General features: G+C 64.4%; 10 protein-coding genes. 7 read left to right on the top strand and 3 right to left on the bottom strand.

Annotated features, from left to right (window positions below; translation table 11 throughout):
- The first annotated feature begins 27 nt into the window (after positions 1-27).
- From DJFAAGMI_RS07530 to DJFAAGMI_RS07520, 3 genes are all read left to right on the top strand, one after another.
- The gene (locus DJFAAGMI_RS07530; protein WP_211456549.1) at positions 28-1,383 is read left to right on the top strand and encodes a cell division protein FtsZ; all 1,356 of its coding nucleotides are present in this window, start codon (positions 28-30) and stop codon (positions 1,381-1,383) included.
- Positions 1,384-1,447: 64 nt separating this feature from the next.
- Positions 1,448-3,574, top strand: a complete 2,127-nt coding sequence (ligA, locus tag DJFAAGMI_RS07525) for an NAD-dependent DNA ligase LigA (RefSeq protein WP_211456548.1) — start codon at positions 1,448-1,450, stop codon at positions 3,572-3,574.
- Between the two features lie 30 nt (positions 3,575-3,604).
- Positions 3,605-4,651 (top strand): patatin-like phospholipase family protein, encoded by a 1,047-nt coding sequence (locus DJFAAGMI_RS07520; protein WP_211456547.1) that lies wholly within the window; start codon positions 3,605-3,607, stop codon positions 4,649-4,651.
- 23 nt (positions 4,652-4,674) lie between these two features.
- Here the strand turns inward: DJFAAGMI_RS07520 and DJFAAGMI_RS07515 are convergent, their stop codons facing one another.
- From DJFAAGMI_RS07515 to DJFAAGMI_RS07505, 3 genes are all read right to left on the bottom strand, one after another.
- Entirely contained in the window at positions 4,675-5,025 is a 351-nt protein-coding gene (locus tag DJFAAGMI_RS07515; RefSeq protein WP_211456546.1) for a DsrE family protein, read from the bottom strand.
- Positions 5,026-5,101: 76 nt separating this feature from the next.
- On the bottom strand, positions 5,102-5,929 hold the full coding sequence (gene dsbG / locus DJFAAGMI_RS07510; RefSeq protein ID WP_419095595.1) for a thiol:disulfide interchange protein DsbG: 828 nt from the start codon (positions 5,927-5,929) through the stop codon (positions 5,102-5,104).
- Between the two features lie 74 nt (positions 5,930-6,003).
- Positions 6,004-7,422, bottom strand: coding sequence for a prolipoprotein diacylglyceryl transferase family protein (locus DJFAAGMI_RS07505; RefSeq protein ID WP_211456780.1), 1,419 nt, complete (start codon positions 7,420-7,422; stop codon positions 6,004-6,006).
- 182 nt (positions 7,423-7,604) lie between these two features.
- On the opposite strand from DJFAAGMI_RS07505, the gene DJFAAGMI_RS07500 reads away from it, so the two are divergent.
- The 4 genes from DJFAAGMI_RS07500 to DJFAAGMI_RS07485 all read left to right on the top strand — a co-directional run bounded on the left by DJFAAGMI_RS07500 (position 7,605) and on the right by DJFAAGMI_RS07485 (position 11,963).
- Positions 7,605-8,279 (top strand): response regulator, encoded by a 675-nt coding sequence (locus tag DJFAAGMI_RS07500; protein WP_003054305.1) that lies wholly within the window; start codon positions 7,605-7,607, stop codon positions 8,277-8,279.
- Positions 8,279-10,063, top strand: coding sequence for an ATP-binding protein (locus tag DJFAAGMI_RS07495; RefSeq protein WP_211456544.1), 1,785 nt, complete (start codon positions 8,279-8,281; stop codon positions 10,061-10,063). Before DJFAAGMI_RS07500 ends, DJFAAGMI_RS07495 begins: the two co-directional genes overlap by 1 nt.
- A gap of 185 nt (positions 10,064-10,248) precedes the next feature.
- Positions 10,249-10,968, top strand: coding sequence for a c-type cytochrome (locus DJFAAGMI_RS07490; protein WP_211456543.1), 720 nt, complete (start codon positions 10,249-10,251; stop codon positions 10,966-10,968).
- Positions 10,969-10,985: 17 nt separating this feature from the next.
- Entirely contained in the window at positions 10,986-11,963 is a 978-nt protein-coding gene (locus DJFAAGMI_RS07485; protein ID WP_211456542.1) for a c-type cytochrome, read from the top strand.
- Positions 11,964-11,965: the final 2 nt, after the last annotated feature.

The following is an 11,965-nucleotide window of genomic DNA, read 5'->3' as shown; positions in this document are numbered from 1 at the left end:
CCTCCTATTGAAGAACCGTTTTCTCACATGAGTAACTTGCAAATCAGTCTGGCCGTCCTGGGTGTGGTGCTGTTGGCGCTGATCGTTGCCTACAACTCCTGGACTGCGCGTCGCAATGCTCCCAAGCGGGCCGAGCCCGAGGAAGAAAGCACAGATCCTCAGCGCCTTGAACCCGGCATGAACACCGTCGGTCATGGCGCGGATCTGACCAAGTACCAGCACGAGCCCGTGCTGGGCGATTTCGGCAACGCCATTCCCGGCACCGAGCCTCTGCAGATGCCGGAGTCCGCGGGTCGCTTTGCCGAAGCCGATGCCGAGCTGGCCCGACTCGTGGCGCGTGAAGCCCATGAAGAGGCACAGCGCCAGGAAGCCCTGGCTGCCGCACAGCAGAAAGCCGAGCTGGCCGAAGCAGCGCATGCCGGGGCGATGCAAGAGGCGACCGCTCAGCGCACGGATGCCGCCATTGCTGCCGTGACCGAGCAGGCCGCGCAGGCAGTGGAGCCCGTGTTGACGGACGCTCCTCTGGCCGTTTCGATTCCTCCCGCCTCGTCCGTGGAGCGCCGCGGCCATCTGGATGCGCTGATCGATGCGATCGCGCCTGTCACGGTGGCGCAGATCGTTCCTGGCGAAGTGGCTCTGCAGGCCCAGCCCAGCACCCGCCGTGCCGGCAACAAGCCTTTTGCCATCGAAGGCATGAATCAGGAAAGCAAGCAGTGGGAGCCGCTGCAGACCGGTCAACGCTATCTGGGTTTTCAGGCCGGGGTGCAACTGGCCAACCGTACCGGTGCGCTCAACGAGATCGAGTTCTCGGAGTTCGTCACCAAGGTCCAGCGCTTTGCCGATGCGCTGGGCGCCATGGCCGATGTGCCCAATATGCTTAACGAGGTCTCGCGGGCACGCGAGCTCGATCAGTTCGCCAGCGAGCACGATGCGCAGCTGAGCTTTATGCTGCGGGCGCGTCAGGCATCCTGGAGTGCCGGCTATGTGCAGCAGAATGCGCAGCGCCTGGGCTTTGTCATCACGCCCATGCCGGGTCGCATGGTGCTTGCCTCGCCCATCCAGGGCCTGCCGCCTGTGCTGGTGCTGAACTACGACCCCCAGGCCGCCATGGGTGACGATCTGGATCAGTCCGTCGTGCGCGAATTCCTGCTCAGCCTGGACGTGGCTCAGGTGCCGCGCGGGCAGCAGCCGTTTGCACGCCTGCGCCAGGTGGCGGAGCAGCTTTGCCAGACCATGGACGGCGTGCTCTGCGACCAGAATGGCTATCTGCTGCCGGTATCGGCGCTGGACCCGATTCAGCATGACCTGGAGCTGCTCTACGACAAGCTCGACAGCGCAGAGCTGTCGGCCGGCTCGCTTCTCGCGAGAAGGCTTTTCAGCTAAAACAAACAGGGCCAACGATGTTGGCCTTTTTTATCCCAGACCGTGAATTTCCAGCGGGCAGAGCATGACCGAGAATTTAGACCTTTTTTCCGCTGAGCCACAGGGCCAGAAAGCGCCGGCCGCTATCAATGCGGGGGTGCCGGAAAGCGTGACGAGCAAGGTGGCTGCATTGCGCGCCCAGCTCCGGCAATGGGCACATGAGTACTACGTGCTCGATGCGCCCACGGTGCCTGATGGCGAATACGACCGTGTCTATCAGCAACTGGAAGCACTCGAAGGCGCTTACCCGGCCCTCGTCACCCCGGACTCGCCCACGCAACGCGTGATCGGTGCAGTGCTGGATGGCCTGACGCCCGTGCGTCATGCAGTGCCCATGCTCAGCATTCAGACCGAGACCGACAATGAGGCTACGGGCGCGATTGCCTTCGATCAGCGCGTGCGCAAGGAGCTGGGGCTGGATGCATCCGCAGCCGCCATCGAATATGTGGCCGAACCCAAGTTCGACGGTCTGGCCATGAATCTGCGTTATGAGAACGGCCGCCTGGTGCAGGCCACCACGCGCGGCGATGGCGAGGTGGGGGAAGACGTCACCCACAATATCCGTACCATTCGCCAGATTCCGCTGTCCCTGCCCGCAGATCGCAATGTGCCGCCGGTGGTGGAGGTGCGCGGCGAGGTGCATATGGCCAAGGCTGATCTGGAAAAGCTCAATGCGCGCCAGCAGGCTGCCGGTGCCAAGACCTTTGCCAACCCGCGCAATGCGGCTGCCGGCTCGGTGCGCCAGCTCGACTCGAATATCGCGGCCCAGCGCCCGCTGTCGTTCTTCGCCTACGGCCTGGGCGAGATCACGCCGCCAGAGCTGGGCGGGCCGGACTTCGGCACGCACTACGCGATGCTGCAGACGCTGAGATCCTGGGGGTTTCCGGTTGCACCGCAGGTCAGCCTGGCATTGGGTGCTTCCGAGCTGGTCGCGTTTCACCAGCGCATCGGTGCCGAGCGTGCCAATCTGCCTTATGAAATCGACGGCGTGGTCTACAAAGTCAACAGCCTGGCCCTGCAGCGTCAACTGGGCTTCAAGTCGCGCGAGCCGCGCTGGGCCGTGGCGCACAAATATCCCGCACAGGAGATGCCTACGCTGATGGAAGCCATCGACGTGCAGGTGGGGCGCACGGGCAAGCTCACGCCCGTGGCGCGCCTGGCTCCGGTGCAGGTGGGCGGTGTAGTGGTGACCAATGCCACCTTGTCCAATCTGTTCGACATTCGCAAGAAGGGCGTGCGTGTGGGCGACCAGGTCATAGTGCGCCGTGCGGGCGATGTGATCCCCGAGGTGGTGGGGCGGGTGCCGGGCGAGCGGCCGGTTTACGTGCCCAACTTCCGCATGCCCAGGACCTGTCCCATCTGCGGCAGCGCGGTGGTGCGCGAAAAGGGCGAGGCCAATCACCGTTGCACGGGCGGCCTGTTCTGCGGCGCGCAGCGCAAGGAGGCCATCTTGCACTTTGCGCATCGCCGTGCCATGGATATCGAAGGTCTGGGCGACAAGCTGGTCGATCAGCTCGTGGATGGCCAGGTGGTGCGTGTGTTGCCAGACCTTTACAGACTGGGCCTGAGTTCGCTGGCGGCGCTGGATCGCATGGCCGAGAAGTCGGCCCAGAACGTGCTGGCGGCCCTGGAGAAATCCAAGAGCACCACGCTGCAGCGCTTTCTGTTTGGTCTGGGCATTCGCAATGTGGGCGAGTCCACGGCCAGGGATCTGGCCAAGCATTTCGGCAAGCTCGATGCCATCATGGACGCCAGTGTGGAGGAATTGCTGCAGGTCAAGGATGTGGGGCCGGTGGTGGCCGACAGCATTCACACCTTTTTTGCCCAGCCCCATAACCGAGAGGTGGTGGAGCAGTTGCGCGCCTGCGGCGTGCACTGGGAGGAAGGCGAGCCAGTCGAGAAAGCGCCCCAGATTCTGGCCGGACTGACCGTGGTGCTGACCGGCACCTTGCCCACACTGGGCCGCGACGTAGCCAAGGACATGCTGGAAGCGGCGGGTGCCAAGGTCTCGGGTTCGGTCAGCAAGAAAACCAGCTATGTGGTGGCTGGTGCGGAGGCTGGCAGCAAGCTGGCCAAGGCCGAGGAGCTGGGCGTGCCTGTGCTGGACGAGGCCGGGATGCTGGCATTGCTGCGGGGCGAGCAGCCCGGTTGAACCATCTGTGAAAGTGGCAGGGAAGGCCTTATGAACAAATTGCGACGCAAACCCGTTGTGGGCCTGGCCCTGGGCAGCGGCTCTGCGAGAGGCTGGGCGCATTTTGGCGTGTTGCGCGCGCTGCGCGAGGCCGGCGTCAGCCCCGACATCATCTGCGGCACTTCCATTGGTTCGCTGGTCGGTGCAACCTACGCGGCCGGCGAGATGGATGCCTTCGAGAGCTGGGTGCTGGGTCTGGGCAAGCGCAAGGTCTTCGGCTTCATGGACTTCAATCTGGGCGGTGGCCTGCTCAAGGGCGAGAAGATCATCGAGTTCTGGCGCGAGAATTTCGTGCAGGAAACCGTGGAAGAGCTGGGCACGCCGTTCGGCTGCGTGGCCACCGACCTGCAGACGGGAGCTGAAGTCTGGCTGCGCAAGGGCTCGATTGCCGAGGCCGTGCGCGCGTCCATTGCCCTGCCCGGATTGTTCACCCCGGTGATGCGTGAAGGGCGGTTGCTGGTCGACGGCGGTCTGGTCAATCCTGTCCCGGTCTCGCTGGCGCGCGCCATGGGGGCGGATATCGTCATTGCCGTCGATTTGAATGCCGACATCATGCGCAGGCATATGAGGGCTGCGGACATGGGCGAGAACGAGCTCAGGATGCACGGGCGCGAGCTCAAGGTCTCGGCGCTGCATACGGAAGAAGAGGAGCCTCCGCTGCCGCTGGGCCAGATTCCCGAAGCTCTGGCCGCGAACGGTTCGCCGCTCGGCTGGACAGGGGCCTGGAAGCGCAGCATGACCAGCGTGAAGACGCTGTCCTCAACCGTCATGCGCAGGGGGCGCAAGGGGGACGGGTTTGACGAGGGCGACGACTCCATGCCCGTACCCTCGCTGGTCAATGTGGTCATGGCCAGTGTCAACATCATGCAGATGCGCATCACGCGCAGCCGCATGGCGGGAGACCCGGCCGAGGTGCTGATAGCGCCGCGCCTCTCGCATGTCGGACTGATGGATTTCTACCGTGGGCGCGAGTCCATCGACGAAGGCTATGCCGCAACCCAGCTGGCGCTGCCTGCGCTTAGGGACTGGGGGCTGTAGTCCTGAATCCGGCGACCGCCCGCTCAGCTGCGGATATAGGTCCAGCCATCCTGCTGCATGCGGGCGATGGCTTCAACGGCGCCCATGGGCAGCACCTGAATGTTTTCAGGGGCGCTGAGGCTATTGTTTTTGAGCGTGTTGGGGCATAGCAGCACCTGCGCCAATGTCGGACCCAGATCGTCCGGCTGGTCCAGCACGGCTTGCACAGCCTGGGCGTTGACGACGATCCAGACTTCCAGCTCGGGGTTGGCGGCTTTCAGGTTCTTGAAATTGCCGCGTGCGCGGGCCAGCGCTTGCGGACTGGGGGCGTGCAGCACGATGCGGGTGGCAGGGCTCAGGGCGGGCAGCAGGGTGTTCCAGTCAGGGCGGTTCATGGTGCTTGTATAGATTTGCTACCGTGATGATAGCTGCTTGTGCTTTCGGTGCATGGGTTTCAAGGCAATTCAGCTCTTATTGAGGGCTTGGCTTGCCTGGGGCTTTCTCGAGCAATTCGTCCAGTAGCCCCGGCGGCATGCCGGTGCGGATCTGCACCAGGCCCTGGGAGTTCTTCCAGATCGTCACAGGCGTCGCGCGCAAGCCCGCACTGCTCATCAGCGCGGCGTTATTGGCCAGCGCATCGCGGGCCGACACAGGGATGCGCTGCAGCGGCGCAATGCCAAGGGCATCGGGATTTTTGCCATGGGCATCGGCATAGGCCATGGCGTGGCCGGCCAGAGCCTGCTCCGGAACCCGGGAGCCCAGAATGGCAGCGGCCTTGCCCTCGCTGCTGGGACGCAGCATGCCGACCAGAATATGGCGTAGCTGCAACTGGCCTGCCTGCACCAGCGGCCTTGCTTCGCGCCAGAGCTGGTTGCAATAGGGGCAGTTGGGGTCGGTGAATACATAGGTGATGCGAGGGGCATCAGGCTTGCCGTCGGCAATCCAGCGGGTGTTTTCCAGATCGGCCCAGAGCTCCTGACCCATGGGCTGTTGTACCGCGCTGTGCAAGGCCTTGGCGTTCACATCCTTGCCCTGGGCATCGATGACGGTGCCTATCACCCAGTGCTTGCCGTCAGGCATGCGGTAGATGGGAATCGGCTGCTGATCGCGGTAGGCAGCCCAGGCCTTGAGGCCGCCGGAGCTTTGCATGGGCCCCACGATCTGCAGGCCCTGTTCGGCCAGGAACTGCTCCGACGGCAGATCGCTGGCTGCAACACTGCTTGTGGCGGCTTTGCTGGCGGCAATCACATCGCGGGCATGGGCCACGGCCACCACAGCAGCGGCAGTGGCAGCGAGCACGGGAAAAATCAGTGCGGAAAGCGGGCGTGACAGCGGCAGTGGGCGGGGCACGGTAAACCTTTGTCAGTCTTGAGTCATGGAGCAGGGCGAGCAGGGGCAATGGTGCGCAGCTGTTCGGCCAGGCTGGCACGCGAGAGCTCTCCCATGCGCATGGATCGGAGCTGCCCGCTCGCGTCATAGAAATAGGTGGAAGGCAAGCCGCGCTGTTGCCAGTGCCGGCCAGCGAGCTGCTCCGGGTCCAGCAGCACCTGGGAGACGGGCAAGGGCATGGATTGCAGATAGCGCAGCACGGTGGCCGCGTCCTCGCCCTGGTTGATCCAGATGAAACGCACCTCGGGATGGTCTTTTTGTGCCTGGGCCAGTACCGGCATTTCGCGTTTGCAGGGCGGGCACCAGCTGGCCCAGAGGTTGACGACCAGCGCCTGGCCCCGATAGCTGCGCAGGTCCGTGGGCTGAGCGCCAGCGCTGACCAGCGTCAGCGCGGGCAGCGAGGGCCTGGTGGGCTCCACCCAGTTGCGCAGCGCATAAGCCGTAACGAGTATGAAAGCCCCCAGTCCCAGGGACTGCAGCACGCCGCGCCGCAAAGCCGCATGCCGACCTGCGCCCCATGTGGCCCAGAGTGCTGCCGCCAACAGTCCGGCCCAGAGGTTCCAGCCGCCGTCGCGAATATCCAGGATCTGCAGCGCGCCGGCCGGAGATGCACCCAAGGACGACCAATACTCGGGCCACCATTGAGCTACATAGGCCGCACGTGCCGCCAGCAGCCCTGCCAGCGTGGCACGCAGCAGCAGGGCCTCCATGGGCTGACCGCCTTGGCGCTGATTGCGCCTCGCCCACCACTGGCTTGCAAACATGGCCAGAAGCGCTGCAAGTGCCATGCTGGGAAAGACAAGAGGGCCGATCAGCACACTGGCCGGCAAGGCCAGTGCCTGCAGCGGGCTGGCTGACGCGGCTGCGGTATTGACAGGATCCGGGGCAGTTGGCTGCGCCGTCTTGCCGAGATCCAACTGAGTAGATCTGATGCTCTGCTGCTGCACTGGGTAGCAGATGCCGACCTCGGCGCAACCCTGCCACTGCAATTCCAGCGGCCACTGCTCGGGCCTTTCGGGCAGCGCGATCTGAACGCGCAGCTCCTGATGAAAGACTTGAACCTTGCCAAAAAAGGCATCGTCCAGCGAATGCCCCAGAGGGATTTGCAGCGGCAGCGCCTGACCCAGCGCATCGCGCAGGCGCAGTTGGTCGCGGTAGAGGTAATGGCCGGGGGCAATAGCCCAGTGCAGCTCCAGCAGGCGACGACCGTCAGCCTCTGTCCTGATGGCGTTCTGCTCCGGTGGCGTCAGTGCAAAAGCCTGTTCCGCACCCAGAATCGAGGATTGCGCAGCGGATCTGCCAGCGCTCAGGCCTGGCGGGCTCAGCGGCTGCGCCCACGCAGCCGAGCCTGCCAGCAGCAGGGCTGAAAGCAGAGCTTGGACTGCGATGAAGCGAAGAAACATGAGCAAACGGGGGGGCGGTCCTGGATGGGGCTGGCCGTGATCTTGGGCGCAGGGGATTAAGCAGGGGTTAACGCTGCGAAAAGACAAATCTGCGATGCTCGCCCGATTCGGATAAACAAGGCGCGCAACACCTGCCCGGTCACTGGAAACGATGGTGCGGGTGATGGTTGCGCAATGAAAAAATGCATGTGCTGTTAGTGGAAGATAACGCTTTGGTCGCCAGCGGGGTGAAGGCGGGCCTGCAGCTACAGGGCTTTGGTGTGGACGTGGTGGGTTGCGCCAGCCAGGCTGATGCGGCGCTCAAATCCTCCCACTTTGACGTGTGTGTGCTGGATCTGGGTCTGCCTGATGAGGATGGTCTGCATCTGCTGGCGCGCTGGCGCAGCCAGGGGCTGGCGCTGCCCGTGCTGGTGTTGACCGCACGTGATGCAGTGGGTCAGCGCATCGAAGGCTTGCAGACCGGGGCCGACGACTATCTGGTCAAGCCCTTCGATCTGCACGAGCTGGCGGCGCGACTGCATGCGCTGCTGCGCCGTGCTGCGGGGCGTACCGTGGATTGGATCGTGCTGGGCGATGTCAATGTGGATCTGGCTGCCGGCCAGGCCATGCGTGGAGGCTGTGCCGTGGATTTGTCGCGCCGGGAGTGGGCGCTGCTGCGTGCGCTGCTGCAGTCACCGGGGCGCGTGCTGAGTCTGGAGCAGTTGCGCGACAGCCTCTACGGTTACAGCCTCGATGTGGAGAGCAATGCCGTGAACGTGCATGTGCATCACCTGCGCCGCAAGCTGGGCTCGGACATGGTGGAGACCGTGCGTGGCGTGGGCTTCAGATTGGGGCGTGTGCAAGGGGGCGGGCGCTGATGCGCAGTCTGCGGGTCCGTCTGCTGGTCTGGCTGTGCCTGGCGCTGTGCACGCTATGGGGTGGCGTGGCCGCCTGGATGTTTGCCGACATGCGGCAGGAGCTGCGATCGGTGCTTGACGACCGGCTGATTGCCTCGGCCCGCATGGTGGCGGGCATCGTCCATCAGTTCAAACCCCATAACGCCAGTCCCGAGGACTGGGGCCCCATGCTCAACGTGGTGGCGCGCGATGGTGTGGCCTGCGAGGTCAGCATGATTCGCAGCGAGGTGCAGACCGCCCCCGCGCCTGGCGCGATGGAGGCAGCCGCTGATGAAGAAACTGGTGGAGCGACTGGCAAGGTGGATGCACGCCCGGCCCTGATTCCTGCGTCTCCTCTGGATTTGCCGCGTGTCAGGGCTGCAAAGACTGGCAGTACCAACCCTGGCGGGACTGCTGAATCAGGCCATGGGGCCGAACCCGGCGATTCTCAGGTACTGGCCCGTACCGCTGGCGCACCCAGCTTCCAGGGACCGCTGCCGCTGGGCTTCTCGAGCATCACCAAAGGCGGCAAGCCCTGGCGCACCTATGTGCTCGAGGAGCATGGCGTGCGCATTGCCACGGCCGACCGCATCGATGTACGCGAGGGCCTGATTCATGGCTTTGCCTACACCATCATCCTGCCCTTTGTGCTGGCACTGCTGGCCAGCATGGTGCTGATGTGGTGGGGCGTGACGCGCGGCCTGCGGCCGCTGGAGTCGCTGCGCCAGGAGTTGAGCCAGCGTCCGCCCGGTGACGACTCTCCGGTGGCGCAAGGCCGGCAGGTCAGGGAGCTGGCGCCGCTGGTGCAGACCATCAATCACCTGCTGCAGCGCGTGCACCGAGCCATTGAGCGTGAGCGCCGCTGGAGCGACGATGCCGCCCATGAGCTGCGCACTCCGCTGACAGCCGTCAAAACCCATGTGCAGGTGGCGCAGATGGCGGTGGCCCATGCAAGCGCACAGATGGTGGCGTTGACGGAACAGTCGCCTGCTGGAAACCCAGGCATCGCTTCCAGGCCTGTTTCCCAGACCACACAGTGGCAGATGACCCGGCAGGCCCTGGAGCAGGCGGGACAGGGGGTGGAGCATTTGCAGCACACGCTGGAGCAATTGCTGCTGCTGGCCAGGCTGGATTGCCAGCCGGCAGCTGAGGAAGACTGTGGCTTCCGCGGCGAGCCGGCCTGTGGCTGGGAGGCTCTGGAAAAGGCCCGGGAGCTCACTGCCACGGCCATTCCCTCGGGATCGCAGCGCTTGCGTTGGTCGCCAGATCAGGACTTGGAGGATGCCAGGCTACAGGATTTGCGCGTGGCCCTGCCTCTGCCCCTGCTGGTGTCGGCATTGCGCAATCTGATGGAGAACGCCTTGCACTATGGGCAGCCAGCAGACGCAGGGCCTGGCGAATCTTCGGTGCTGCTTGGTCTGCGTCATGTTTCGCAGCCGGTGCAGCCTGATGCCGGCAAGCTGCAGGCAACGCCTGCCAATCCCTGCGGTTATCTGGAGTTCACGGTAATCGACCACGGGCCCGGGCTGAACAGCGAGGACTGTGCCGTGGCGACCCAGCGCTTCTGGCGCAAGCAGCATCAGGCCCATGGCAGCGGCCTGGGACTGGCGATCGTGCAGCGCATCGCGCAGAGCGGCGGCGGTGAGCTGGAATTGCTGCCCCTGGCGCAATGGCGGCAGCAGAGCGGCCAGGCGGAGCCTGCGGTGACGGGGCTGGTGGCGCGTTTATGCCTGCCGGTCAAGCCCTGTGCGGCATTGCCCGATTAGCCCGGTCCTGCAGCGGCAGCCAATTGCTGGCGGCATTAATTGGCTCTTAATCTTCCCTCGGTATCTTAGTGCCATGTGCTTGCTGCCATGGCTTGCTTCGGCCGTGACTGCCCAGCTCAGACGTAGGCGTCAGGCACAGGCCTGATGCGCGGCAGATCTGCGCCGCCCAAACCTCCATTCCCAAGATGAATCGCTTGAACACAAAGACTCTGCCCCGGTCGTGGGTAGCTGTCGGCATTTCCATGCTGATGGCGACCAGCGCCTGGGCACAAGAACCTGCCGCCGCCAAGGCCGCATTGAACGGCAACGCCGCTGCCGGGGCCAGGATTGCCCAGGCCGGCTCGGCGGGCGGGGCGGCTGCCTGTGCCAGCTGCCATGGTGCCAAGGGTGAGGGCCAGGCCGGCTTTCCTGCTCTGGCGGGCCAGCATGCTGGCTACCTGGAGCGTCAGCTGAACCAGCTCGCGGCCGGCGCCCGGCAATCCGTTGTCATGGCTCCCATGGCCAAGGCCATGAGCGCGCAGGAGCGCGCCGATGTGGCGGCCTATTACGCGAGCTTGCCATTGCCCATCAAGAGCGTGCGCGGTGCCTTGCCCGGCAAGAGCGACGATGGCGGCGCCTGGCTGGTCGAGCGCGGCCGCTGGGCCGACGGCATTCCTGCCTGTGCGCAGTGCCATGGCCCCGGCGGCGTGGGCGTGGGCAATGATTTCCCGGCCATCGGCCACCTGACGGCCGACTATATGCAGAGCCAGATCGACGCCTGGAACAAGGGGCAGCGCGAAGCCGGCCCTCTGGGTCTGATGGGCGCAGTGGCCAAGAAGCTCACGGCTGAGGACATCAAGGCCGTGGCTGCGTATTACCAGCGCCTGCATGCCCCCGCTGCTTCCGCAGCGGCCGCCAAGCCTTAAGTGTTCGGGAGTTGACTATGTCGGACCAACAACAAACAGCTTCTCAAAGCTCCAATTTCGCTGAATACGCCGTGGTGGCCTGCCTGTTTGCAGGTCTGGGCGGAGCGCTCTGGTATGGCATGAGCATCAGCCGCCCCCAAAAGGCCGAAGAGCCCGTCAAGGTGGCAGCGCCTGCGGCAGACACCAGGGCCGTGGTGGTGGCTGCCAAGCCTGGCGAATTCACACCTCCCGGTGTGAGTGACTACCCGGAAGGCCCCATGGGCGAGTGGGTGCGCCGCGGCGAAGCCATCTTCACGCGCACGCCGACCAATGCCGTGGGCTTCTCGGGCAATCCGCTGAGCTGTACCAACTGCCACCTCGATGCGGGTCGTCTGAAAGGCGCTGCTCCGATGTGGGGGGCCTATCCCATGTACCCGGCCTATCGCAAGAAGACCGACCATGTGGACACGTTTGCCGAGCGCGTGCGCGGCTGCTTCATGTACTCCATGAACGGCAAGGCGCCGGATGACGGTCATGATGTTCTGGTGGCTCTGGAGTCCTACGCCTACTGGATGGCCCAGAAGGCGCCCACGGGAGAGAAGCTGCCCGGTGCCGGTTTCAAGAAAGCGGGCCAGCCCGAAACGACACCCACTTACGAAGCCGGAGCCAAGGTGTATGAAGCCAAGTGCGCGCTATGCCATGCTGCGGACGGCAAGGGCCAGTTTGTCGGCGATGTGGCCGTGTTCCCGCCGCTGTGGGGCAAGGATTCCTATAACTGGGGAGCCGGCATGCACGATATCGACAAGGCTGCCAACTTCATCAAGAACAACATGCCTTATGGCAATGCAAGCCTGAGCGATCAGGAAGCCTGGGATGTGGCCACCTTCATCAACAGCCAGGAGCGTGGTCAGGACCCACGCTTCAACGGCAATCTGCAGGCCACGGCCGAAAAGCACCATGGCAAGTACTCCATGTACGGCAAAGAAGTGAACGGCAAGCTGCTCAAGGGTCTGTAAAT

The organism is Comamonas brasiliensis, from assembly GCF_018292285.1.
Lineage (GTDB): Bacteria > Pseudomonadota > Gammaproteobacteria > Burkholderiales > Burkholderiaceae_C > Comamonas > Comamonas brasiliensis.
Note: the sequence above shows the minus strand (reverse complement) of the source record. Positions and strands in the feature narration are given on the sequence as shown.

Excerpts from the sequence above, each read along its gene's own strand:
- DJFAAGMI_RS07490 (WP_211456543.1), top strand. The coding sequence starts at position 10,249 with ATGAATCGCTTGAACACAAAGACTCTGCCCCGGTCGTGGGTAGCTGTC.
- DJFAAGMI_RS07495 (WP_211456544.1), top strand. The coding sequence starts at position 8,279 with ATGCGCAGTCTGCGGGTCCGTCTGCTGGTCTGGCTGTGCCTGGCGCTG.
- DJFAAGMI_RS07520 (WP_211456547.1), top strand. The coding sequence starts at position 3,605 with ATGAACAAATTGCGACGCAAACCCGTTGTGGGCCTGGCCCTGGGCAGC.
- DJFAAGMI_RS07515 (WP_211456546.1), bottom strand. The coding sequence starts at position 5,025 with ATGAACCGCCCTGACTGGAACACCCTGCTGCCCGCCCTGAGCCCTGCC.
- DJFAAGMI_RS07530 (WP_211456549.1), top strand. The coding sequence starts at position 28 with ATGAGTAACTTGCAAATCAGTCTGGCCGTCCTGGGTGTGGTGCTGTTG.
- ligA (WP_211456548.1), top strand. The coding sequence starts at position 1,448 with ATGACCGAGAATTTAGACCTTTTTTCCGCTGAGCCACAGGGCCAGAAA.
- DJFAAGMI_RS07500 (WP_003054305.1), top strand. The coding sequence starts at position 7,605 with ATGCATGTGCTGTTAGTGGAAGATAACGCTTTGGTCGCCAGCGGGGTG.
- DJFAAGMI_RS07485 (WP_211456542.1), top strand. The coding sequence starts at position 10,986 with ATGTCGGACCAACAACAAACAGCTTCTCAAAGCTCCAATTTCGCTGAA.
- DJFAAGMI_RS07505 (WP_211456780.1), bottom strand. The coding sequence starts at position 7,422 with ATGTTTCTTCGCTTCATCGCAGTCCAAGCTCTGCTTTCAGCCCTGCTG.